At 64.9% G+C, this 24,317-nt stretch carries 13 protein-coding genes and 5 pseudogenes; 4 read left to right on the top strand and 14 right to left on the bottom strand.

Translation table 11 applies throughout. From position 1 onward, the window contains the following. Positions 1-64: 64 nt before the first annotated feature. Complete coding sequence (locus tag H9K75_RS04840) at positions 65-1,333, top strand: YeaH/YhbH family protein (RefSeq protein ID WP_187724968.1); 1,269 nt, start codon at positions 65-67, stop codon at positions 1,331-1,333. Next, positions 1,330-2,961 carry a SpoVR family protein gene (locus tag H9K75_RS04835; RefSeq protein WP_187724967.1) on the top strand — a complete coding sequence of 544 codons (1,632 nt, stop codon included), beginning with the start codon at positions 1,330-1,332 and terminating at the stop codon, positions 2,959-2,961. Before H9K75_RS04840 ends, H9K75_RS04835 begins: the two co-directional genes overlap by 4 nt. 24 nt (positions 2,962-2,985) lie before the next feature. Here H9K75_RS04835 and H9K75_RS04830 read toward each other — a convergent pair whose 3' ends face one another. From H9K75_RS04830 to H9K75_RS04815, 4 genes and pseudogenes are all read right to left on the bottom strand, one after another. Beyond that, the gene (locus H9K75_RS04830) at positions 2,986-4,326 is read right to left on the bottom strand and encodes an MFS transporter (protein ID WP_187724966.1); all 1,341 of its coding nucleotides are present in this window, start codon (positions 4,324-4,326) and stop codon (positions 2,986-2,988) included. A 100-nt stretch (positions 4,327-4,426) separates the two neighbouring features. Next, entirely contained in the window at positions 4,427-4,693 is a 267-nt protein-coding gene (locus tag H9K75_RS04825; RefSeq protein ID WP_264294024.1) for a thermonuclease family protein, read from the bottom strand. Positions 4,694-5,244: 551 nt separating this feature from the next. Then, positions 5,245-6,422, bottom strand: a pseudogene (locus H9K75_RS04820) (CaiB/BaiF CoA transferase family protein). Between the two features lie 249 nt (positions 6,423-6,671). Beyond that, positions 6,672-7,187 (bottom strand): annotated as a pseudogene (locus H9K75_RS04815) (enoyl-CoA hydratase/isomerase family protein); the annotation flags it as partial. A gap of 262 nt (positions 7,188-7,449) precedes the next feature. On the opposite strand from H9K75_RS04815, the gene H9K75_RS04810 reads away from it, so the two are divergent. Further along, positions 7,450-8,298, top strand: coding sequence for a LysR family transcriptional regulator (locus H9K75_RS04810; RefSeq protein WP_187724965.1), 849 nt, complete (start codon positions 7,450-7,452; stop codon positions 8,296-8,298). Between the two features lie 16 nt (positions 8,299-8,314). On the opposite strand, the gene H9K75_RS04805 is transcribed toward H9K75_RS04810, so the two are convergent. From H9K75_RS04805 to H9K75_RS04765, 9 genes and pseudogenes are all read right to left on the bottom strand, one after another. After that, a complete protein-coding gene (locus H9K75_RS04805; protein ID WP_187724964.1) occupies positions 8,315-9,367 on the bottom strand; it encodes a Bug family tripartite tricarboxylate transporter substrate binding protein in 1,053 nt (350 codons plus the stop codon). Positions 9,368-9,429: 62 nt separating this feature from the next. Beyond that, positions 9,430-11,267 (bottom strand): annotated as a pseudogene (locus H9K75_RS04800) (acyclic terpene utilization AtuA family protein). 26 nt (positions 11,268-11,293) lie between these two features. Further along, the gene (locus H9K75_RS04795) at positions 11,294-13,378 is read right to left on the bottom strand and encodes an acetyl/propionyl/methylcrotonyl-CoA carboxylase subunit alpha (protein WP_187724963.1); all 2,085 of its coding nucleotides are present in this window, start codon (positions 13,376-13,378) and stop codon (positions 11,294-11,296) included. Positions 13,379-13,415: 37 nt separating this feature from the next. After that, positions 13,416-14,581 (bottom strand): annotated as a pseudogene (locus H9K75_RS04790) (acyl-CoA dehydrogenase family protein). An 81-nt stretch (positions 14,582-14,662) separates the two neighbouring features. Then, positions 14,663-16,276 (bottom strand): acyl-CoA carboxylase subunit beta, encoded by a 1,614-nt coding sequence (locus H9K75_RS04785; protein WP_187724962.1) that lies wholly within the window; start codon positions 16,274-16,276, stop codon positions 14,663-14,665. 205 nt (positions 16,277-16,481) lie between these two features. Continuing rightward, entirely contained in the window at positions 16,482-17,354 is an 873-nt protein-coding gene (locus H9K75_RS04780; RefSeq protein ID WP_187724961.1) for an META and DUF4377 domain-containing protein, read from the bottom strand. Positions 17,355-17,498: 144 nt separating this feature from the next. Further along, positions 17,499-18,397: pseudogene (locus H9K75_RS04775) on the bottom strand (peptidoglycan DD-metalloendopeptidase family protein). A 215-nt stretch (positions 18,398-18,612) separates the two neighbouring features. Then, positions 18,613-19,782, bottom strand: coding sequence for a DUF3300 domain-containing protein (locus H9K75_RS04770; protein WP_187724960.1), 1,170 nt, complete (start codon positions 19,780-19,782; stop codon positions 18,613-18,615). Positions 19,783-20,001: 219 nt separating this feature from the next. Further along, positions 20,002-21,819: a glutamine--tRNA ligase/YqeY domain fusion protein gene (locus H9K75_RS04765; RefSeq protein ID WP_187724959.1), complete on the bottom strand. Its 1,818-nt coding sequence runs from the start codon at positions 21,817-21,819 to the stop codon at positions 20,002-20,004. Between the two features lie 110 nt (positions 21,820-21,929). Here H9K75_RS04765 and rlmD point away from each other — a divergent pair, with 110 nt between their 5' ends. Next, on the top strand, positions 21,930-23,399 hold the full coding sequence (gene rlmD, locus H9K75_RS04760; RefSeq protein WP_187724958.1) for a 23S rRNA (uracil(1939)-C(5))-methyltransferase RlmD: 1,470 nt from the start codon (positions 21,930-21,932) through the stop codon (positions 23,397-23,399). Positions 23,400-23,475: 76 nt separating this feature from the next. Here rlmD and H9K75_RS04755 read toward each other — a convergent pair whose 3' ends face one another. Continuing rightward, the gene (locus H9K75_RS04755; protein WP_187724957.1) at positions 23,476-24,168 is read right to left on the bottom strand and encodes a Bax inhibitor-1/YccA family protein; all 693 of its coding nucleotides are present in this window, start codon (positions 24,166-24,168) and stop codon (positions 23,476-23,478) included. Positions 24,169-24,317 lie beyond the last annotated feature (149 nt).

Below are 24,317 nucleotides of genomic sequence, written 5' to 3'. Positions count from 1 at the left end.
CCGGGCGCATTGTTGAGGCTGGACGCGCGCTATGGTGCCGGGCCAGTCACGCATGGGAGCTTAGATGGCATTGCAAATCATCGACCGTCGGCTCGCGGGCAAGAACAAGTCCGTGGGCAACCGCGAGCGCTTCGTTCGCCGCTACAAGGAGCAGATTGCCGAGGCCGTGCGTCGCGCCGTGGGCCAGCGCGACATTCGCCACATCGAGCAGGCGGAGACCATCACGATTCCGAAGAAGGACATCCGCGAGCCCTCGTTTCGTCACGGACAGGGCGGCGTGCGCGACAGCGTGCATCCCGGCAATACCGAACATGTGCGCGGCGACCGCATCGCGAGGCCGCAGGGTGGCGGTGGCGCCGGTGGATCGCAGGCGAGTGACAGCGGCGAAGGCGAGGACGACTTCACCTTCACGCTCACCAAGGAAGAGTTCATGGAGCTGTTCTTTGAAGACCTTGCGCTGCCGCGCCTGCTTCGCACGCAGATCGCCAATACGCAGCAATACAAGTCGCGCCGCGCGGGCTACAGCCATGACGGCACGCCGCACAATCTCGCGGTGGTGCGCACCATGCGCGGCGCGCTCGGCAGGCGCATCGCGCTCACCAAGGCACCGCATCGCGAATTGGCCGCTCTCGAAGCGGGGCTTGAAGCGCTGCTTGCCGACGGCGATGGCGCGGGCGAGGCCATCGCCGAGCTGGAAGGCCGTATCGGCGCGCTCAGGAATCGCATCGGCAAGGTGGCGTTTCTCGATCCGCTCGACCTGCGTTTTCGCAACCGCACCCGGGTTCCTGCGCCCAGCACCCAGGCGGTGATGTTCTGCGTGATGGATGTTTCGGGCTCGATGGACGAGGAGCGCAAGGATCTGGCCAAGCGCTTCTTCATCCTGCTCTATCTGTTCCTCACTCGGCACTACGAGAAGATCGACATCGTGTTCATCCGTCACCACACGCAGGCGGCCGAGGTTGGCGAGGACGAGTTCTTTCATTCGCAGGAAAGCGGTGGCACGGTGGTGAGCAGCGCGCTCGTGCTGCTCGAGCAGATCGTCAGCGCGCGCTATCCGGTCGCGGACTGGAACGTCTACGTGGCGCAGGCGAGCGATGGCGACAACTACGGCAGCGATGGCGCGGTCTGCCGCAACCTGCTGGCCGACAAGATATTGCCGCTGGTGCGCTATTTCGCCTACGTACAGGTGGTCGAGCACGAGCAGAACCTGTGGGACGAGTACAGCCAGCTTGCGGCCCGCTTTTCGCACTTCGCGATGCGCAAGGTGAGCGGGGCGGGCGACATCTATCCGGTGTTTCGCGATCTGTTCAGGAAAGAGGGGGCCGGCGCATGAACCTCTCTCAATACCCGGTGCTCGCGCGCCGCGACGGTGCGGGCCAGCGCAGGCCGCCGTTTGCGGTGGAGCGCGGCCTGCGCAACGCGCCGCCGCATGATCTCCGGCCAGCGGGCCGACGCCCCGAAGGCCCGCTGCCCGATCCCACCGACTGGACGTTCGAGCTGATCGAGCGCTATCACGCGGCCATTGCCGCGACGGCCGAACGCTTCGGGCTCGACACCTATCCCAACCAGCTTGAGGTGATTTCCGCCGAGCAGATGATGGATGCCTATTCGAGCGTCGGCATGCCGGTGGGATACCGGCACTGGAGCTATGGCAAGGAGTATCTGGCCACCGAGCGGCGTTACCGGCGCGGTCACATGGGTCTGGCCTACGAGATCGTGATCAACTCGAACCCCTGCATCAGCTATCTGATGGAGGAGAACACCACCGCGATGCAGGCGCTGGTGATTGCCCACGCGGCCTACGGGCACAACAGCTTCTTCAAGAACAACTATTTGTTCGGCATGTGGACCGATGCGGGCAGCATCATCGACTATCTGGTCTACGCGCGTGACTTCATTGCGCAGTGCGAGGAGCGGCACGGACTTGCCACCGTGGAGCAGTGGCTCGACTCATGCCATGCCTTGTCCAGCCTCGGTGTGGATCGTTACCAGCGGCCCTCCAAGAAAAGCCTGGCGCGCGAACGGGCCGAGCGCGAGCAGCGCGAAGCCTATGCGCAGCAGCAGGTCAACGAGCTGTGGCGCACGCTGCCCGCGCGCCCCGACAAGGACAGCGCCGCGCAGCCCACGGAACGTTTTCCGCGCGAGCCCGAGGAAAACCTGCTGTACTTCATCGAGAAGAATGCGCCGCTGCTCGAACCATGGCAGCGCGAGATCGTGCGCATCGTGCGCAAGATCGCGCAGTATTTCTATCCGCAGCGCCAGACCCAGGTGATGAACGAGGGCTGGGCCACGTTCTGGCACTACACGCTGCTCAACACGCTGTATGACGAGGGCTGGCTCACCGATGGGGTGATGATCGAGTGGCTGTCCTCGCACACCAACGTGATCTACCAGCCGCCCGCAGGACACCGCGCCTACAGCGGCATCAATCCTTACGCTCTGGGCTTTGCGATGTATCGCGACATCCAGCGCATCTGCCGCGAACCCAGCGACGAGGATCGGCGCTGGTTTCCCGATATGGCGGGCACGCCGTGGCTACCCGCGCTGCACCACGCGATGCAGAACTTCAAGGACGAGAGCTTTGTCGGCCAGTTCCTGAGCCCACGCCTGATGCGCGAGATGCGCCTGTTCTCGATCCACGATGATGCCGGGGACAGCGAACTGCTGGTCAGCGCGATTCACGACGAAGACGGCTACCGCACGCTGCGCCAGACGCTGTCACAGCAATACGATCTCGGTGTGCGCGAGCCCAATATCCAGGTCTGGAACGTGAACCTGCGCGGTGATCGCTGCCTCACCCTGCGGCACACGCAGTATCGTGGCCATCCGCTTGCCGACGATGCGCTCGAGGTGCTCAGGCATGCGGCGCGGCTGTGGGGCTTTGGCGTGCAGCTTGAAAGCGTGGGCGGCGATGGCGAGCTGCCGGTGCTGCTGCATTCGGTCTCCGGGCCACCGGCGTGACGGAGCGGCTTTGCAGCAGGCCGTTCATTGATCGCCGGGGAGCGCCGCTTCCTCGAATTTGTCCACATCGCGCAGCGTCGGAAAAATGCGTGACCACAGGCCCACCACGGCCAGCGTGCAGACACCGCCGAGCACGGCGGCGGGCACGGCGCTCAACCACGCGGCGCTGGTGCCTGCGCGGAATTCGCCGAGTTCGTTCGAAGATCCGATGAACAGCATGTTCACCGCGTTGACGCGACCGCGCATGTGGTCGGGTGTCGAGAACTGCACGAGTGCGCCGCGAATGTAGACGCTGACCATGTCGGCCGAGCCTGCAATCATCAACGCGATGAACGAGACGATGTAGACCGTGGACAGCGCGAACACTAGATTGGCCACGCCGAAGATCGCCACGGCGATGAACATCGTGCGGCCCACGCGGCTGTTGAACGGCCGCATGCTGAGGTAGAGACCGGCGCTCACCTCGCCGATGGCCATGGCGCTGCGCAGCGCTCCCAGTCCTTGCGGGCCGACGTGCAGCACCTCGTGGGCATAGATCGGCAGCAGCGCGACCACGCCGCCGAGCAGCACGGCAAACAGATCGAGCGAGATCGTGCCGAGGATGATGGGCCGCGAGCGGATGAACCGGATGCCAGCGCCAAAGCGCTCGCTCATCGTGCCCTGCGTGGGAGCCGGCGGCCCGGCGTACTTCACCGGCACCAGCCAGATGAGCAGGGCGCTGCCCAGCAGCAGGCACGCGAAGCAGATCGCATAGGTCAGCTCGCCGCCACCAAGTGCATAGAGCACGCCGCCCAGAAACGGGCCGCCAATCGCAGCGCCACGCATGATCATGCTGTTGGCGGCGATCGCCTGGGCAAGCTGCTCACGCGCGACGATCTGCGGCAACAGGCTTTGCAGCGCCGGGCCGGAAAACGCCCTCGTGCAGCCGAACAGCACGAGCACCGCGTAGATGCCGTTCACGCCCGCAGCGCCATGGCCGGACAGCCACCACAGCAGCGCGCTACAGATCGCGCCGACGCCCCAGGCGGCGGCGAGAATCGGCTTGCGCGCAAAACGGTCGATCAGATCGCCCGCAGGCAGCAGCAGCACCAGCATCGGCAGAAATTGCGCGAGACCGACATAGGCGAGCGCCATCGGCGAACGCGTGAGATCGTAGACCTGCCATGCAACGACGACGGCCTGAACCTGCGTGGCGAACACGGCCAGCAGCCGCGCGGCAATGAACGCGAGAAACGCGGAATGGGCGTAAATGCTTTTTTGCGGCGCTGGGGTTGGTGGCGAAGAAGGAGCGGGCTGCGGCACGTTGGAATTCTGCTTGGCGAGGCGATGTTGTAGTTGCTTGTGTCTGGCGCAGCGCAGCCGCATGGGGCATGCGTATCGCGTGGGGCTGCCTGCGCGAGCGCATGCTAACAAGTTGCGGGCATTTGTGCTGGCGGCGCTGCGAGTGCAGTGCGCGCCCACATGGTCATCGGGGTGAGCGATGACTCTGGCGGTACGTCCAGGGGGCCTCGGGAAAGGGCGCGGACCACAGGCCGAGATGCCGATTTCTTGCGCTCTCTTCGAGCGCCTGCAACGCACGCCGGTCGGCCTTGTGCCGCGTGTAGACCCACGCGAGCCCGCTCGCCAGTTGCGCCCTCGCGGCATCGTTCGTTTCGCAGCGCACATGGGCGATGAGGCGCTTGTACTGGTCGCGCGCCACCGGTGTGAGCTTTGCGGTCCTGCCAAGACACAGCGACGCGAGGCGCGCTCTGGATTCGCGGCCAAAATCCTGCCCCAGTTCGGGCGCGTCGATGTGAGGGCCTGTTCACACAACCCACGGGGTCGCGCAAGCCAGACAGGGCCGCTCATGCTAGGCGCGTGACGCCGCGCGGGTAGGCACCCGCGCAAGGAATGCAACGCCGCAGGGGCGGCCCTGCCTGGCTTGCCCGAAGGGTTGTGCAGTCTTGGGCGGTCTGCGGCGTTGCAGTCTCTCGCAAGGTACCTACCTTGCTTCGAGCCTGCGCCTTGCATCCCATCCCAAGACTGCACAACGCGATCCCCGTGCGTTGTGTGAACAGGCCCTGACGATCCGCACCCTGACCGGCCATGACACAACGGGCTTCGCATCATCATGACAACGCGCGAGCAGACTGTCGCCGTCGCTCACATGAACGATCAGACAAAAAAGAGCGGCGACGGCATGCGACATGGACAGCAGTGTGCGAAGGATGAATGGATGGACGGAACCGCACACTGTATTCGCAATACCGGCTTGCGAAGCCTGAGTTGGGGCAGATATTGAGCCTAGGGCCTGATCACGCCGCTTGCCTGAAGATGCGCGACCTGTTCGTCCGTGAGGCCCGCCTCGCGCAGCACCGCGAGCGTGCTTTGGCCGATCTCCTGCGGCTTGATGCGGTAGCTTGCGGGCGTGCGGCTGAGCTTGATCGGCGAGGCCACCGAGCGAAAGCCGTCGACCTCGGCAATCATTTCCCGGTGCGCCGTGTGCGGGTGCGCCAGGGCCTCGACCACGTTCTGGATCACTCCGCAGGGCACGCCCACGGCGACGAGCTTTTCGAACAGCGCCTTGGCCTCGAATGCGCTGAATGCCGCCTGAAGATCCTGCTTGAGTGCAAAGCGATTGACGGCGCGGTTGGCGTTGGTGGCGTAGCGCTCATCGCGCGCGAGATGCGCATGCCCCACGGCTTCGCACAGACGCTGGAACTGCCCGTTGTTGCCCACCGCCAGATAGATCGGCTCGGTCGCCGTCGCATAGGTATCGTAGGGCGCGATGTTGGGGTGGCCGTTGCCCGACCGCAGCGGCGGGCGGCCCGTGAACAACGTGTTGATCGAGTGCGGATAGAGCGAGAACAGCGCGCTGTCGTAGAGCGCCGACTCCACGGATTGGCCGAGACCGCTGCGTTCCCTCTCATGCAGCGCCATGAGGATGCCGATCACCGCGTTCAGGCCCGTGGTCACATCGACGATGGGCACGCCCATGCGCGTGGCAACGCCGTCGGGGTCGCCATTGATGCTCATGAGACCGCTGAGCGCCTGCACGGCCGCGTCGTACCCCGGCAACCCCCGAGCGGCCCGGTAGCGCCAAAGCCCGTGACGCGGCAGTGGATAAGGCGCGGAAAGCGTTCGCGCAGCAGCTCGTCGTAGCCCATGCCCCAGCGCTCCAGCGTGCCGACCTTGAAATTTTCGATCAGCACGTCCGCGTTTTCGAGCAGGCGCAGCACCACCTCCCGGCCCTCAGGCGTCGAGACATCGACGCACACGGTCCGCTTGTTGCGGTTGATGCCCGCGAAATACGAGGCCATGCCCGCATCGTTGAATGGTGGCCCCCAAGTGCGCGTCTCGTCGCCGTCGGGGCCTTCCACCTTGATCACATCCGCGCCGTGGTCGCCGAGGATCTGCGCGCACACCGGACCGCCAAGCACGCGCGAGAGGTCCACTACCTTGATTCCGTCGAGGGATGCCATATTGCCGTGTCTCCTGTTCAATGGCGCTCTTTGTTCATGCCGATGGACGGTTCCAGCTTGCGGGCCGTTTTTCCTTCGACGCCGTGATGCCTTCGACGGCTTCGCTGCGCATCTGCGTGGCAAACAGGTGAGACGCTGCATCGAGATAGTGGGCAGCGCCGCGTTGCCCGCGAGCGGTCCGGTGGGCAGGGCGCTGAGCATGCGCTTGGTCGCCGCGCAGGCCCTCGGTGCTGCGGCGATGACAAGGCGCAGCACCTCGTCGGTTTTCGCCGCCAGCGTCTCGGGCGAGTCGGCCAGATAGTCGAGCAGCCCGATGCGATGTGCCTCTGCCGCGTCAATGCGCTCGCCGGTCAGCATCAGTCGGCGTGCCGTCTGCTGCCCGAGTCGCGCGGCGACGAATGGCAGGATCTGTCCGGGCACGAGGCCGATGGACGCTTCGGGAAAACCGAACCTCGCGGCGGGCGATCCCACGGCGATGTCCACCGCACAGACGAGACCCGCGCCCCCGCCCATCGCCGCACCGTGGACGCTCGCGACGGTCACCTTGGGCACGTTGACGAGTTGCGTCAGAAACTCGCCGTAGCCGCGATTGCCGGTGGCGATGGGGTCGCGCCCGTCGGCGCCGACAGGCTCGCTCAGTCGGTCGTGGATATTGCCCAGGTTGCCGCCCGCGCTGAAGGCCGGGCCTTCGGCGGTGAACAGAATCACCCGCACTTCGGGCAAATTCGCGGCCTCATGCAGGGCCTGCGACAGCGCCTGCACCATGCTCCCGCCCAACGGATTGCGTGCCTCGCCGCGATTCAACCGGATCGTGAACACCGGCCCGGTGTGGGTGGTGATCAGCCAGTCTTGTGGGGTTTCGCCAGTCATGCGGATTCTCCGGTTGAGGCGGCTCGGCAGGCCGTCGGGGGACTTGAGGGGCACACTACAATCATTCGAGCCAGGTCACATCACCAGGACAAGGAGACACCGTGCGCCACGTTGGCACAGACCCGATGCAGTACCGCGTTGGCGGAAGGCGAGCGGCATGAGCGTTCGCAATCTGGACATCGGCCAGTTGCGCACCTTTGTCGCGGTGGCCGAGCGCGAGAGCTTCACCAACGCGGCGGAAAAGGTGTTTCGCACCCAGGCGGCGGTGTCGCAGCAGATGCAGAAGCTCGAAGAGATCGTGGGCTGCGCGTTGTTTGAACGCGCGGGGCGGCGCAAGCGGCTCACCACGGAAGGGCTGCGACTGCTCGAATACGCGCGGCGCATGGTGCTGCTGAACGACGAGGCCTACCGCGTGGTCACCACGCGGGAGAGCCACCAGTCGGTGAAGATCGGCGCGTGCGTGGATGCCGTGGACACGCTGCTGCCAAGCTATCTCGAGATCTGCGCCGAGAATTTCCCGAACCTCAGCATCGACGTGAAGGTCGCGCAAAGCCGCTGGCTCGGCAGCGCGCTGCGCAAGGGGGACATCGACCTGATGCTCGATATCGTGCCGCATGCGGATTTCGAGCATCTGCTGCTGCGCACCTCGCCCGTGGCCTGGATTGCGGGTCTGCGTTATCGGCATCAGGCGGGCGGATCGGTGCCGCTGATCCTGATGGATCACGCCTGCCCGTTTCGCAGCAGCATGATCGAGGCACTCGCCGATGCCGGCATGCCCTGGCACTCCGCGTTCCAGACCTCGACGCTGGCCGGGATCCGCGCCGCGCTGCGCGCCGGTCTGGGCATCACCGCGCGCACCGTGGAGATGCTGGCCCCCGATGTGCGCGTGCTCGATCCGCAGGTGCATCTGCCCGCGCTGCCAGCGATGAAGTTTCACCTGTACTGGCGCAGCGGCGCGATCAACGACAGTGCCATGAAGGTGCTGCATCTGGTGGCTCCGCGCTAGGCTTTGGGTTTTCACATCAAGGCTGCTGCATGCCGGCATCGATGATGATCTTGCCCCACAGCCGCGTGTCGCGTTCCTCGAGCATCGTCAGATAGTCGGGTGTGACGGGTGTCGGAACCAGTCCCTTCTTGACGAGGAAATCCTGACCCGCAGCCGACGCGAGCGCCTCGCCGATCCACTGCGACAGCGCGGCGGACACGGGTGCGGGTGTTGACGCCTTGGCGCTCCAGATCGCAATCCAGGAACTCACGTCGAAACCCGGATAGCCAAGCTCGGCCACGGTCGGCACGTCGGGTAGGCTCGGCACGCGCTCTGCGCCGGACAGCGCGAGCGCCCGTACGTGGCCCGCCTTGATCTGCGGAAGCGCGGTGAGCATGTCGCAGAAATAGAAATCGAACTGTCCGCCAATCAGATCGGTCATGGCCTGCGCGCTGCTTTTGTAGGGCACGTTCACGGCGTTGATTTTGGTGAGCTGCTTGAAGCGCTCGCCTGCGATGCGCCCACCCACGTTGGCGCTTGCGAAGGACAGTGGCTGGCCCTCCTTTTTTGCCCAGGCGATGAAGTCCGCCACGCCGGTTTGCGTGATGCGCTTGGGGTTGACGATCATCGCGTATGGCGTCGAAGCCATATTGGCAAGCGGCGTGAAATCGGCCGTGGGGTTGTAGCCGAGTTTCTTGTATATCGTGGCGTTGGCCGCATGCGTGGACGAACCGGACACCAGCAGGTTGTAGGAATCGCCGGGTGCGCGCACCACGGCCTCGGCGGCGATGTTGCCGTCCGCGCCGGGCTTGTTCTCGACGATCACCGATTTGCCGCTGCGCTGGGCGATGGAGTCCCCCACATAGCGCGCGATGCTGTCGGACGCACCGCCCGCGCCATAGGCGACGATGATGCGCACGGGCTTGTCGAGCCTGTTTACCGGCTCGACCGCATCGGCGGCCCATGCGCGCCGCGAATGCGGCAGCGCCAGTGCGCCCAGGCCTGCGGCGGCCACTGCCTGCAACCAGTGGCGGCGCGACCAGTGGACATCCGCCGGGTGGCGCGGCGTGGAAGTGGGGTGCTGCTTCATGACGGGTCTCCTTCAATGGTTGGGGAACGCACATTCAAAAGAACAGGGGACATGGCGCGGACTCAGGAAGGCAAGGAGGAATGGAAAGGCCGCGTGCCAGGCAGCAGCGATTGCGGACAATCGATCTCCATGTCGAGCAGCATCTGCGCATAGCACTTGCCGAGCGGGTCCGAGCGCAGGCTGCACGAGCCGCCGCCGCCCAGCGCCTGCTTGAGCACGAAGTTCACCGCGCCGAGACCGGGCAGGTCATAGCGCGTGACCGATCCTGCGATCAGGTGCGCGAAATAGGCGTGCACACGTTCCGCCGTCACCTGCTCGCGCAGCAATGCCAGCCAACGCGATTCGCGCGCCATGAGACCGATGTTGGCGTCGTCACCCTTGTCGCCGCTGCGACCATGGGCGATGTCGCCGACCGTGATACGTTGTAACGGGCCCGTCGCGACACTGTCTTCCTGGTGCGGCGGCGCAGGCCTCGCGCGGTGTTGAAGGGGCGCGACCCGTATCGCTGGCTGAGCAGCAACGGCGTGCACCTGCGGATCGCCACTCATTTGCCACTGCACCGCAACCACCTGTTTCGCGATCAGGAACGAGGTCGTGCGGATCACGCCCTGCACATCGGAGCGGCCACCAAAATGGCTGCGCGTGCCCGGCCCCATCGAGGTGCCCGCAGACGATGCTTCCTTTTGCAAAAAGGCCAGCGCGCGCTTGTCCTCGTGTCTCGCGGCGATGCGCAGCACGATCTCGCGGCTCTCGTTCACGCGGCGATGCGGGCCGTACATCGACTCGGCGCCGAGCAGCTCGACGAGCGTCTCGCCATAGTCCGCAAAGCCTGCTTGCTGCATCTGCGAACGCGTGCGGCGCAGCAGCGCGTCGGCGGTGCGCTGCGCCTTTTCCATGGCACGCTGGCCGCGAATCGCCATCATGATGGCGATGTGCCAGCCGTCGCTGTAGGTGGCGGTGACCTTGTAAAGATCGCTGGGTGGTGCGCCTCGCGCGCCGCTCACGCGAACGCCGCGCGCTGGTTGGCCGTCTCCCGCGAGATCGTCGGTGCGCACGTCGGAGAAATCGCAGATCACGTCGGGCAATTCGTAGCGTGCCGGGTCGCCAATTTCGTAGAGCAGTTGTTCGCCCACGGTCTGGCGTGTGACGAGCCCGCCCTTGCCCTCGGGCTGAAACAGCTCGAATGTCCCGTCGGCGGCCAGACGCACGAGCGGATAGCCGATGTCGGCCCAGTCGGGCACCTTCTCCCAGTCGGTGAACAGGCCGCCCGAGCCCTGCGCACCGCATTCGATCAGATGGCCCGCAAGACAGGCCTGCGCAAGCTCGTCGTATTGCGCACAGGTCCAGCCGAACTCGTGCATGGCAATGCCCACCAGCGGCGCACAGTCCACGCAGCGACCGGTGATCACGATGTCCGCACCGGCATCGAGCGCCTGGGCGATAGGGGCCGCGCCGAGATAGGCGTTGGCCGACATGAGCCGGGGCAGGGCTTGCGCGCTTGCGGCATCGGCGGGCCAGGCCTCGAACTGCGCCTGCTGCGCGAGCACGTCGTCTCCGGTGACGATGGCGACCTTGAGCGCAATGCCTTGTTCGCTTGCCAGACCGAGGATTGCATCACGGCAACCCGCGGGGTTGAGACCGCCCGCATTGGTGACGAGGCGCACGCCACGCTGCTTGATGGTCTGCAGATGCGGTGCGACAGCGGCCGTCACGAAGTCGGTGGCGTAGCCCAGCTCGGGCGAGCGCAGCCGCGCGCGCTGCAGGATCGACATGGTGGTCTCGGCCAGATAGTCGAACACCAGATATTGCAGGCCGGGCTGTTCGAGCAACTGCGGCACGGCGATCTGCGAATCCCCCAGAAGCCCGAGGCTCCGCCAATCAGCACGCTGCGACCGGCCATGCCTGTTTTTGGAGATGCGACCTGGTTCATGCCTGCTCCCCGGTGGCCGCATCAAGCGCCACGACTTCCAGAATCAACTGTCCGGCGTTGAGCTGATCGCCCACGGACACGCCCAGTTTTTCCACGCGTCCGGCACATGGCGCGAGCATGGGCATCTCCATCTTCATGGATTCGAGAACCACCAACGGATCATCCTTGGCGACCTGCTGCCCGGCCTTGGCGAACACCGCGATCACGCGCGCGCTCATCGGGGCCTTGAGTGCGCCGCCCCTGGCCTGCGCGTCGCCGGTTGCATCGAAATTCGTCACGCGCTCGAAGACGAAACTGTCGGCGCGATCCTGAATCCACAGCCGCGCCTGCGCGTCCCGATACCAGCGCAGCGAACGCCAGATGCCGTCGAGCGAAAAGGCGATGCTCGCGCTGCGGCGCGCTGCATCCTCAGCCGTGCAGCGCAGATGACCGATGCGCCATGTCTGCACGGGCTCGCGCGGCGCGGCTTCGCGAGCGGATCGCGAGCGCGCAGGTGGCGTGGCCGAGCGGCTCTGGATCTCCAGCGTCCCGGGTGACTCCGCGTGCCGCACGACGCACTCGCTGGTCGATGTCGCGGCGGGCGAGGTGACGTCGCGAATCCACACGCTGCGCCCCGTGCTGCGATCGCTCGCGAGCATGGGCCGGGGCGGCATACCGCTGCCATTGCCGCCGTCGCTTGCGCCAAGCAGCAGCGCCGCTGCCGCGCGTGCGTGTTCCGACGGAGCGTGTCGCCATGCGGCACCGTCCAGATCCTGCTGGCCAAGGAAGTCCGTGGTGACTTCGCCCGTCACAAAGCGCGGATGCGCAAGGCAGCGCTGCAGGAATCCGAGATTGGTGCGCACGCCGAGTGCGGTGGTTTCCTCGCACGCAAGCAGCAGGCGGCGCGTGCAGGCCGCGCGCGAATCGGCGTGCGCGAGCAGCTTGGCGATCATGGAGTCATAAAACGGCGTGATCGCCGCGCCGCTTTGCAGCGCCGAATCGGTGCGAATGCCCTCGGGCGCTTGCCACTCGCCCATCACGCCCACCTGCGGCAAGTAGCCTTGCCACGGATCTTCGGCGCACAGGCGCACCTCGATGGCGTGACCCGTGAGCTTGACGTCGTCCTGACCGAACGCGAGCGGCAGTCCCTGCGCCACGCGCAACTGCTGCTCCACCAGATCGATGCCGGTGACGAGTTCGGTGACGCCGTGCTCGACCTGCAGACGCGTGTTCATCTCCATGAAATAGAAATGCTGTTGGTCGGCATCGAGCAGAAACTCCAGCGTGCCCGCGCCCGTGTAGCCAATGGCGCTGCAGGCCTTGCGCGCGACGTCGCCCATTGCCTCGCGCAAGGCCGCATTCACGGCGGGCGAGGGCGCTTCCTCGACGAGTTTCTGAAAACGGCGCTGCGTGGAGCAGTCACGCTCGCCCAGATGCAGACAGCTTCCGTGTTCGTCGCACAGCACCTGCACCTCGATGTGGCGACCGGCCTCGATGGCGCGCTCGATGATGATTTCGTCGGAGCCGAACGCGCTCGCGGCTTCGGACTGCGCCTGGCGAAACATTTCCGGTAGCTCTGCGGCCTCGCGCACCACGCGCATGCCGCGTCCGCCACCACCCGCCGCCGCTTTCAGGATCACCGGAAAGCCGATCTGCTGCGCCGCCGCGAGTATTTGCTCGGCCGTCGCGCAGCCCTGCGCGCCCGGCACGGTGGGAACGCCCGCCGCCTGCATGGTGCGCTTGGCCTCGGCCTTGTTCCCCATGAGGGATATCACGCGTGCGCTGGGGCCGACGAACACCAGTCCGGCGTCGACCACGGCCCGTGCGAACCCGGCATTCTCGGACAAAAAGCCGTAGCCCGGATGGATCGCCTGCGCGCCCGAGCGTTGGCAGGCATCGATCAGCGCATCCGCATTGCGATAGCTCTGATCGGCCGCCGACGGCCCGATGTGCACCGCGAGGTGCGCGGCGCGCACGTGCGGACTGTCGGCGTCTGCGTCGGAGTACACCGCGACGGTGCGAATCCCCATGCGCCGTGCCGTGCGTATCACGCGCATTGCGATCTCGCCACGGTTGGCAATCAGCAAGGTGTCAAAGCGCATGTCGGTCTGCCTTTCATGGTTGCGATGACAACGCCGATCAGGCGGCACGCTTGGGCAGCGTGCCCATGTGCTTGCAGATGATGGTGAGCATGATCTCGTCGGCGCCGCCGCCGATGGAGATCAGCCGCAGATCGCGCCATGCACGCGAGACCTTGTTCTCCCAGGTAAAGCCCATGCCACCCCAGTATTGAAGGCACGAATCGGTGACCTCACGGCACAGACGACCAGCCTTGAGCTTGCACATCGAGGCCAGTTCGGTCATGTCGCCGCCCGCCATGTGCACCTGCGCCGCACGGTAGATGGCGGAGCGCAGCATTTCGACCTCGGTGCGCAACTCGGCCAACCGGAAATGCACCGACTGGTTGTCGAGGATCGAGCGCCCGAAAGCCTTGCGCTCGCGCGTGTAGGCAATGGTCTCGTCGATCACATTGTTGAGCGCGGTGACGCGCCGCGTGGCGCCGCTCAGGCGTTCCTCCTGGAACTGGCGCATCTGGTAGGTGAAGCCCTTGCCCTCCTCGCCGATGCGGTTGCGCACCGGAACGCGCACATCGTCGAAGAACACCTGTGCGGTATCCGACGCCCACATGCCGACCTTCTTGATCTTGTTCATCGTGATGCCGGGGCGCAGCTTCCCGTTCTCGCGCAGCGGCACGCAGATCAGCGACTTGTTGCGGTGCACGTCACCTTCGCTGGTATTGGCGAGCAGGCACATCCAGTCGGCCTGCGTGGCATTGGTGATCCACATCTTGGAGCCGTTGATCACGTAGTCGTCACCGTCGCGGCGGGCCGTGGTCTTGAGCGAGGCGACGTCGGAGCCCGCGCCCGACTCGGAGACCCGAGACACACGACGAGATCGCCCGCAATGCTGGGCTTGAGAAATTGCTCGCGCAGTTCATCCGAGCCGAAGTGCGTGAGCGCGGGCGTTGCCATGTCGGTCTGGACGGCAATCGCCATGCCCACGCCGCCCGAGCTGATGTTGCCGATGGCTTCGCAGAAGGCGATTTCGTAGGTGTAGTCCAGCCCCATGCCGCCGAACTCCACCGGCTTGTTCACACCGAGAAAACCGGCTGCGCCGAGCTTCTTGAATACCTGGTGCGCGGGAAAGATTTCGGCGGCCTCCCATTCGTCGACATGGGGTTCGATCTCGCGCTCGATCAGCTTGCGCACGCTGTCCTGTAGGGCCCTATGTTCGGGTGTCATCATGCTTTCGATCTCCAATGCTGGGGTCAACGGTAGGTCTGGCGTGGCGTCAATACGGACACCGCGGCGGCGAGCAAACAAGACTCAGAAACGGGCAACGCCGAATTGCACGGGCGCAAGCTGCCGCTGCCTGGCCTGCGCGGCGGTGGCGAGTGCCATGCCAAGCCAGGAGCGCGTCTCGCGCGGATCGATCACTCCATCGTCCAGCAACATGCTGCTGGTGTGGATGGCGCCCGATTGCGATTCGAAGGTGCGCACGATGGCGGCGCTTTCTTCCTGCGCCTGGGCTTCGTCGAGTGGCTTGCCGCTGCGCCGTGCCGATGCTTCGGCCACGAGGCGCATGGTCATCGCTGCCTGCTCGCCGCCCATGACGGCGGTTTTGGAGTTGGGCCAGGACAGCAGCAGGTCGGGCTTGAACGCGCGGCCGCACATGCCGTAGTTGCCCGCGCCGTAAGAGGCTCCGCACATCACGGTGAGACGCGTGACGCTGGCGTTGGACAGCGCCTGAATCAGCTTGGCACCATGCTTGATCATTCCGGCCTGCTCGTGCGCCGTGCCCACCATGAAGCCGGTGATGTTCTGCAGAAAGACCAGCGGACGGCCCAGTTGCACGCATAGCTGGATGAACTGGGCGGCCTTGTTGGCTCCGTCACTGTCGAGCGGGCCGTTGTTGGTGAGAATGCCGACCGCGTGACCTTCGATATGCGCGTAGCCGCAGACCGTCGGCGCGCCGAACTGTTCCTTGAACGCATGAAATTCGGAGCCATCGACCAGTCGCGCGATCACCTCGCGCATGTCCACCGGCGTGCGACTGTCCACAGGCATGATCTGCAGGAGATCGTCGGCGCTGCCCAGGGGCTGGGCGAATGGCGGGGCGCGGCCGGCTTGCCAATCGATCTGGCGCATGATGGCGCGCACGCGCTCGATGCCGTCGAGATCGTTGTCGGCCACGTAGTCGGCGAGGCCCGACACGCAGGCATGCATGTCCGCGCCGCCGAGTTCCTCATCGCTGGCGTCCTCGCCCGTTGCGGCCTTGAGTAGCGAGGGCCCGGCCAGATAGGCATGGGCTTGCTCGCGCACCATCACCACATAGTCGGAGAGTCCCGGAAGATAGGCGCCGCCGGCGGCCGATGAGCCGTGGATCAGCGAGACCACCGGCAACCCCGCAGCGGACAGGCGCGCGAGGTTGTAGAACATGCCGCCACCGACCATGAACCGCTCGACGCGATACTTGCGCAGATTGCCGCCCGCGCTCTCGATCAGTTGCACGAGCGGCAGCTTTTGCGCGAGTGCGATTTCCTGAGCACGAATCAGCTTCTGTCCGGTGTACGACTGCATCGCCCCGGCGCTGATGCCGGAATCATTCACCGCCACCATGCAGCGCACGCCACTCACGTGGCCGATGCCGACGATCAGCGCGCTGCCGGGAATGCTGGTGGCGGGGTCCGGATCCTCAAGGCTCCAATAGCCCGCGAGCGTCATCAGTTCGTAGAAGGGCTGGTCGGCGTCCAGCAGGTGCGCAAGCCGTTCGCGCGGCAGCAGCTTGCCCAGCGCGTGGAACTGCGCGGCGGCGCGGGCCGAACGTGCGCGCGTGCGCTCTTCAAGTTCACGTACTTCGGCAATGCGGTCCAGCATGTGCTGGCGATTGCGATCCGCGCTCTCGATTCTGCCAGTCATCCCGCCCACCTTCGCATCCATGGGTTGTCTCCCGTTGCTCAGTTGTATTCAAGAAGGGCCTGTTGATAGATTTCAGGACTCATGATGGCAGAGTGACACGGCCCCATCCAACAAAAACTTGTTGTTCATTTCATAAGAGGCTCTTATGGGTGGGAGAACGAACAACGGGCCGGAACCGCATGCTGCGGTGTCCGGCCCGTGGAGGTCGAGAGGGTGCGTAGTTCGATCAGCGCACGCGTTCGGACTCGACGATCATGTCCAGCACATAGGCGTGCGTCGGCGCGTCCGCAGCTTGCGCGGGGCCCTTGGTCAGTGCGTAGCGATTCACGCGCAGCACGTTGCGAAGGCCGGGCTCGAATTTGTAGCCCTCGATATCGCCCTGCATGATGCGCCAGTCGCCGGTCACACGCTTGATGCCCTGGTTGTCGTAGCTCAGGTCACGCACGCGCAGGCACTTGGCATCACGCATCAGCGGGTGGTTGCAGTTGACCTTTTCGGGGCCGACTTCGAGAAAGATGCGTTCAGCGGCAGAGCCATAGCGCGTGGCTGGTGTGGGCTGGCCATACAGTTCCCAGCGCAGGCCATCCGAGAAGCTCAGGTACATGCGGATCGGCAGGTTGTTGCCCGCCGGAACGATCTGGAATTTCTGCGCGAGTTGCAGTTGCTGCACCACGCGGCGTTCCTGCGTCATCTGGAGATTGTCCACGCAGGCGCGCATGGTGGAGACGGGCTGCTTGATCTCGATCTTGTCGAGGCTGGTGCTATAGGTTGCGTTCACCAGATTGCAGAGGTTCTGCACGCTCACCTGGCCGTTCTGGAAGTTCAGCACCGGAGCCGCCTTGCCGGGAATCAGCCAGTCGTGGCGCATCTGCCCGTCGGAGCCCGCAACCTGGGTGAGGCTCCACACATATTGCGGGAGAAGTTGTGCGGCGTTGGAATTGGGTTCCATGGGCTTGGGATCCAGAGATGCCTGTGGAGGAGGCGTTGTCGGCGCAGGCTGGGGAGCCTGGGGCGCCGCACAGGCGGCGAGGACGGCGGCCGCCGCAGCAGTGGCGGCGAATCGTGCAATGCGCGTCGACAAGCGGGTGGAGGTGGTCATGAACGAAAACTCCCTGTTCAATTGGAAGAGGTGAACCTTACCTGCAAAAGTTTGATCTTCATGTCAGATAAGAAAGGTTTGTGGCCCAACAGCAGGAACAGACTGCGGCAGGTGCCATAGGTTCCCCGGAGCCTGGAAATCACCTCAGTCAATGAACAGCGCGGGATCGACCATGGTGCGATTGAGCATCACACCCCAATGCAGGTGCGGGCCGGTCACGCGGCCCGTCGCGCCCACCTTGCAGAACGCCTGGCCGGTCTTGAGTTCATCGCCGACCTGGCAATCCACCTGGCTCAAATGGCAATACATGGTCAGCAGGCCGCCGCCATGGTCGAGCCAGACGGTTCCGCCGTTGAAGAAATAGTCGCCGATGTCGATCACGCGCGCTGGCAGTGGCGACGTCACCGCGGTGCCGGTGGGCGCTGCAATGTCCATGCCGCTGTGGGGGTTGCGCGACTGGCCGTTGAAGATGCGGCGCAGCCCGAACGAGCTGGATCGCCGCCCGGGAACGGGCACGCGCATGTGCAGGTCGGCCGCGCGGGCAAAGGGTTCGCTGAAGGTGGCCATGACCTTTTGCTGGTGCTCGCGCTCGCGCTCGTAGCGGGCGTTGTCCTCGGGCGAAAGGTCAACGGTCTTGGGGATACCTTGAGCCGCTGCTCGGTGTACTTTTTGCTGCGCACACGGTATTCGAGCGTGCGCGTGCCCTTGTCGGTCTGCACGCTGACCTGCTGCTCGCCCACCGCGCTCGACAGCGCAATGCCGACGACAGCGGTCCATTCGATCATGTCGCCGAGCACGAGGACCTGCGAGTCGCCGGTCTGCACCTTCGGGCGCAGCGGCGCGGGGCCGAGCGACAGGCGTGCGATGCCGCCAGGCACACGGCTGTCGTGCGGCCACAGGGTGGCGGCTGCAGCGGCCTCGGGTTCGGGCTCGCGCGTGCGTGCCGCAAAGGCGGGCACGGACGACAGCACAGTGGCTCCGCACAACGCCTGCATCCACTGGCGGCGCTGAAGGGTGATGAGAGACTTGGATTGTGGGTTCATCGGTGAACAGTGGTCAGTGAGGGAGCCACCCGGGCAGCCGGTCAACATGGCTCGAACAGTATGCCGCGTTGGCGGGCCGATACTTTTTTCAGCGCCCCTTTTGGGCGGTCTGCGGCGTTGCAGTCTCAGCACAGCGCGATCCCCGTGCGTGGTCTGAACAGGCCCTGGAGGCGGGGCCACCGCTTGTGTGCCTGGGAGGAGCGCGGATGCAGCGGCTACTGCCTCCGGGGCGGGCTCCGACGCGCCCTCGACGGCCTGCGCCAGCGGATTGATCGCGTTTCTGGGAGTGCGCCGAGCGTCTTCGAGCACGCTCGCGGAACGCGAGACGTAGGTGGTGTTCCTGAACACGACGGCCGGACGCGCTGCGGGCGGCGGCGGTGGTTCCCCGGGTGCCAGCCGCTCATGTTGGCGCCGCGCTGCCCCCAATGCACGCTCCAGGCCTGCCAGCCCCAGGGACGTTGCTCCGCCTCGATGGGCAGCAGGCTGCCCGCGCCAAAGGTCACGGGCACGTCGGGCGTCTGATTGGATGATGCATTGCGCCCGGGATCCTGATAGCCCGGATAAAGGGCGACGGGATCGCCAAAAATCTGTGTGGGGTCATAACGCGGCACGTAGACCGTGTCGGGCTGAGCTTCCTCTATCTCGATGTATTCGCGCGGCGGCGGAACCACCGGTTCGGCATAGTCGTTGGCCTCCATGTCGGGCGAGGGCGTGTAATTGGCACGGCCCGTGGGCTGCGCCGCCATCTTCACGGTGAGCTGGTCCGTGCTCGTGAGCGAACCAGCCTTGCGTGCGCGCACCCGCATCACCTGAATTGCGTTGAGCAGATCGGTCGGGTAGTTGTAAAAGGTCTTGCCGAGGGCCGTCGTCCAGGCCGGATTGTCGGCCATCTGCTCCAGTACATTGGGGAACTGCGTGAGCGCCTTGATGGACGCGTCCCAGGCCTGTTCGTCGGCGGCGCTCAGGCGCAGGTCGTTCTTGATGAGGCCGGGGTTTTTGGTCAGCCAGGCGCTGGCTTCGGTGACCTGCGCGGGGTAGGTCGCGCCCGCGAGCATCTGCGCAAGCAGCCTGTCGGGATAGAGCGCAATCGGCGCCACCATCTGGTAGATCGTGTCGGCGGGCGGCCGCTTGTAGATGCCCGGCACGGCGACGATGGGTGGTGTGTCGCTGGCGACGGCAGCGGGCGGCGAACTGCTTGCCACGCCGGCCGTGGGAGCAGCGCCGACAACAGGGACGTTGTCTCCGTCATGCCTGCAGCCGCCCATGGCGAGCACGGCGACAAGGCCGCAGCAGATCGCGCGCAACAACGCGCAACGACGCGCACCGGCACCGCGAGCCGGTGGTGCGCCGCTGCTGGGCGGCGTTGCTGAAAGAATGGACTGCATCGTCTGGAGAGATCCTTGCGTGGCATCCTGCGGGCCAACCTGAGCTTCTTGCGGTCCGTGATGTACGAGCGAGCGTAACGTCAACAACGCACGGGCGCGAGACTTTGTTTGTAGGCCAAATCCGGCAAAGTGTGCGCGAGGACCGAAAAGTCATCAAACCGCCATGAAAAAGGCAGCCCGCCGGACTCGCCGATGGCTGCCATGTTCAGGGGAGTGGCTCTACTTGCCCCAGCTGTCCTTGAGCCCGGTGATGCGGTTGAACACCGGCTTGTCCGCCGAATGGTCCTTGCGATCCGCCACGAAATAGCCGAAGCGCTCGAACTGGAACGTCTCGCCCTGCCGTGCGGACTTCAGCGAAGGCTCGACGTATGCCGTCACCACCTTGAGGCTGTCGGGATTGATCAGGGCCAGATAGTCCTTGCCGCCAGCGTCGGGCTGCGGGTCGGTGAACAAACGGTCATACAGGCGCACCTCGGCCTCGACGCCGTCCTGCACGCCCACCCAAGTGATGGCTGCCTTGACCTTGACGCTGTCCGCGCCGGGCGTGCCGCTCTTGGTGTCGGGCACGACCGTGGCAAGCACCTTGGTGATGTTGCCGTCGCCGTCCTTCTCGCAGCCCGTGCACTCGATGACGTAGCCGCCCTTCAGGCGCACCTTGTTGCCGGGAAACAGGCGCTTGTAGCCCTTGGGAGGCACCTCGGCGAAATCCTCGCGTTCGATCCAGACTTCGCGGCCCAGCGTGAAATGGCGCTCGGGAACCGTTTCGCCCTCGGCCGCATGGGGCAGGGCGGGCAGGCTGCATGCTTCGAGGTGATCGGCCGAACCGAACACCTCGGCCCAGTTGGTGAGTGTCAGCCTGAGCGGATCGAGCACCACCATCGCGCGGTGGGCCTTGTTCTCGAGGTCCTCGCGCAGGCATCCTTCGAGGGTGGAGTAGTCGATCCAGGCGTAGTCCTTGGTCACACCGATGCGCTCGCAGAAATTGCGGATCGATTCGGGCGTGTAGCCACGGCGGCGCAGGCCCACCACGGTCGGCATGCGCGGGTCATCCCAGCCGCTCATCAGGCCGCTGTCCACCAGATGCTTGAGCTTGCGCTTGCTGGTGATCACATAGGTGAGATTGAGGCGCGAGAACTCGTATTGGCGCGGCTGCGGCGCGGCGATCAGACCGCCTTCGCGCAGATGATCGAGCAGCCAGTCATAGAACGGGCGCTGATCTTCGAATTCGAGCGTGCAGATCGAATGCGTGATGTGTTCGAGCGCATCTTCAATCGGATGCGCGAAGGTGTACATCGGGTAGATGCACCAGCGGTTGCCGGTGTTGTGATGCTCGGCGTGGCGCACGCGGTAGATCGCCGGGTCGCGCAGATTGATGTTGGGCGACGCCATGTCGATCTTTGCGCGCAGCACGGCAGCGCCGTCGGGCAGGCTGCCGCTCTTCATGTCGGCAAAGCGCGCGAGGTTCTCCGCCACGCTGCGGTCACGAAACGGACTGTTCACGCCGGGCCGGCCGAAGTCGCCGCGATTGGCCTTCATGTCGTCGGCAGACTGCTCGTCCACGTAGGCGGCGCCTTGCTCGATCAGATACACGGCGCAGCGGTGCATGAAATCGAAATAGTCGCTCGCGAAGTACAGGTTCTCGTGGCCGTCCGGGTCCTTCCAGTCATAGCCCAGCCACTTCACCGATTCGATGATGCTGTCGACGTATTCCTGGTCTTCCTTTTCGGGATTGGTGTCGTCAAAGCGCAGATGACAGACGCCATCGAAATCCCGGGCGAGCCCGAAATTCAGGCAGATCGACTTGGCGTGGCCAATGTGCAGATAGCCGTTGGGTTCGGGCGGAAAGCGCGTGCGGATTCTTGCCGGATCGACGATGCCCTGCTGGTGATGCGCCGCATCGCCGGGATTGCCACCCCAGTGACGCCGGGCGTAGGTGCCCTTGTCCAGATCGGACTCGATGATGTTGCGCAGGAAGTTGGTCGGCTTGACGACCTCGGCTGCGGCACTGCTGTCTTTGTCGGTGTGAGGGTGGCTCATGGTCCAGATTTTACGATTTGGGGTTTGCCCGTGTGCGGCCCCGCAAAACCTTCGATATTGCCATCAATGTCGGCGCTTGTGGTGGCTCGGGTCTGAGACAATGGCGGGTTATGAGTGCTCCCACGAAGAATCAGGAAATTGTCGAGATCGACGCCCATCTGCCCGCAGGCCGCACCGATCTGCCGCCCGGCTGGCTCGAAGTCAACTCCATGGACATGGACGCGCAGGGCGTCGCGCGCAGGCCGGACGGCAAGGTGGTGTTCATCGACGGCGCGCTGCCCGGCGAAATCGTCACCGCCAACGTGCACCGCAAGAAGAACAATTGGGAGGCCGCCAGCCTCACGGAAATCCATCACGAATCCTCGCAACGCGTGCGTCCCGGCTGTCCGAACTTCGGCCTGCATTCCGGTGCCTGCGGCGGCTGCAAGATGCAGCACCTGCATGTGGCGGCGCAGGTGGCAATCAAGCAGCGTGTGCTCGAGGACAACCTTTGGCACCTCGGCAAGGTCAAGGCCGAAAACATTTACCGTCCGATAGAAGGGCCGGCCTGGGGTTACCGCTTCCGCGCGCGGATGTCGGTGCGCTACGTGCCCAAGAAGGACAAGGTGCTGGTCGGCTTCCACGAGCGCAAGAGCCGCTACATCGCGGACATGGAAACCTGCAAGATCCTGCCTCCGCATGTCGATGCGATGCTGATGCCGATGCGCGCGCTCATCAGTGCGATGGACGCTCGCGAGACCTGCCCGCAGATCGAGCTGGCCTGCGGTGACGAGGTGACCGCGCTGGTGCTGCGCCATCTGGAGCCGCTGTCCGACGCAGATCTGGCCCGGCTGCGCGATTTCGCGGAGCAGCACGATGTGCAATGGTGGCTTCAGCCCAAGGGGCCGGATACCGTCAAACTGCTCGACGAGGGCGGCGCGCAACTGGCCTATGCGCTGCCGGATTTCGGCATCCACATGCCGTTCAAGCCCACGGATTTCACCCAGGTCAACCCACACATCAACCGCGTGCTGGTCACGCGCGCGCTGCGCCTGCTGGATGCGCAAAAAACCGAACGTGTGATCGACTGGTTCTGCGGTCTGGGCAACTTCACGCTGCCCATCGCCACGCAGGCCCGCGAAGTGCTGGGCATCGAAGGCAGCGAGGCGCTGGTCGCGCGCTCCGAGGAAAACCTGCTCAAGAACCAAAGCGCGCGCGGCGACGGCGCGCAACTGGCTCCCACGCAGTTCGTCGCGCGAAACCTGTTCGACATGACGCCCGAGATGCTGTTTGCCGACGGCCAGGCGGACAAGTGGCTGGTCGATCCGCCGCGCGAAGGCGCTTTCGCGCTCGCCAAGGCACTCGCCGACATCCATCAGGCGCGCATCGGCGCCGAGGACGCGCCAGAGTTGCCAGAATCCGGCAAGCAATGGCAGCCGCCCAGGCGCATCGTCTATGTGAGCTGCAATCCGGCCACGCTGGCGCGCGACGCCGGGCTGCTGGTGCACAAGGCGGGCTACCGCTGCGTCGCGGCGGGCGTGGTCAACATGTTCCCGCACACGGCGCACGTGGAAAGCATGGCGGTGTTCGAGTTGGCGTGATCGCCTCCCTCGCCAAAGAAAACGGCCTCAAACGAGGCCGTTTTTTGTGTCAGTGAAGACAACAGAGTGCAGTGCGTCAGTCGCGTTCGCCGCCGAAGATGCCCAGCAGGGCCAGCAGGCTCTGGAACACGTTGAAGATGTCCAGATACAGCGCGAGCGTGGCACTGATGTAGTTGGTTTCGCCGCCGTCCAGGATCTGCTTGAGGTCATACAGCATGTAGGCGCTGAAGATCGCAATCGCGGCAACCGAAATCGCCATCATGCCAGCCGTGGAGCCCACGAAGACGTTGATGATCGAGCCCACGAACAGCACCAGCACGCCGACGAACAGGAACTTGCCCATGCCCGACAGGTCGCGTTTGATCACGGTGGCCAGCGACGCCATCACGAAGAACACGCCCGCGGTGCCCGCAAACGCCGTCATGATCAGCTCGGAGCCGTTCTTGAAGCCCAGCACCATCCCGATCAGGCGCGAGAGCATCAGGCCCATGAAGAACGTGAAGCCCAGCAGCACAGGCACGCCTGCCGCCGAGTTCTTGGTCTTCTCGATGGTGAACATGAAGCCGAACGCGCCCACGAGGAACACGACAAGGCCGATGCCGCCGCGCAGCGACTGGGTAATTCCGGTGGACACCCCGATCCAGGCACCCAGGACCGTGGGTACCAGGCTCAGCGCAAGCAGCCAATAGGTGTTGCGCAACACCTTGTGGCGCTCTTCCTGCGAAAGCACCTGGGTGGCGGAGCCCCAGTTGGTGACTTCTGGATTCATGTGTGTGTTTCTCCTTTGGAGCCTGCAAGACGCAGACGTGTAAATTCTAGGTGGCGATGGGCATAGAGAATTGCAATACCCACGCGCGATCCCGTACTTTTGGGTTGGGATTCTTTTAACCCTCGCAGGTAGGTGGCTCGCGTGTCGCC

This window comes from Diaphorobacter aerolatus (genome assembly GCF_014489535.1).
In the GTDB taxonomy this organism is placed as follows: domain Bacteria; phylum Pseudomonadota; class Gammaproteobacteria; order Burkholderiales; family Burkholderiaceae_C; genus Diaphorobacter_A; species Diaphorobacter_A aerolatus.
The sequence above is the reverse complement of the archived record's forward strand: the minus strand, read 5'-3'. Positions and strand labels throughout refer to the sequence as shown.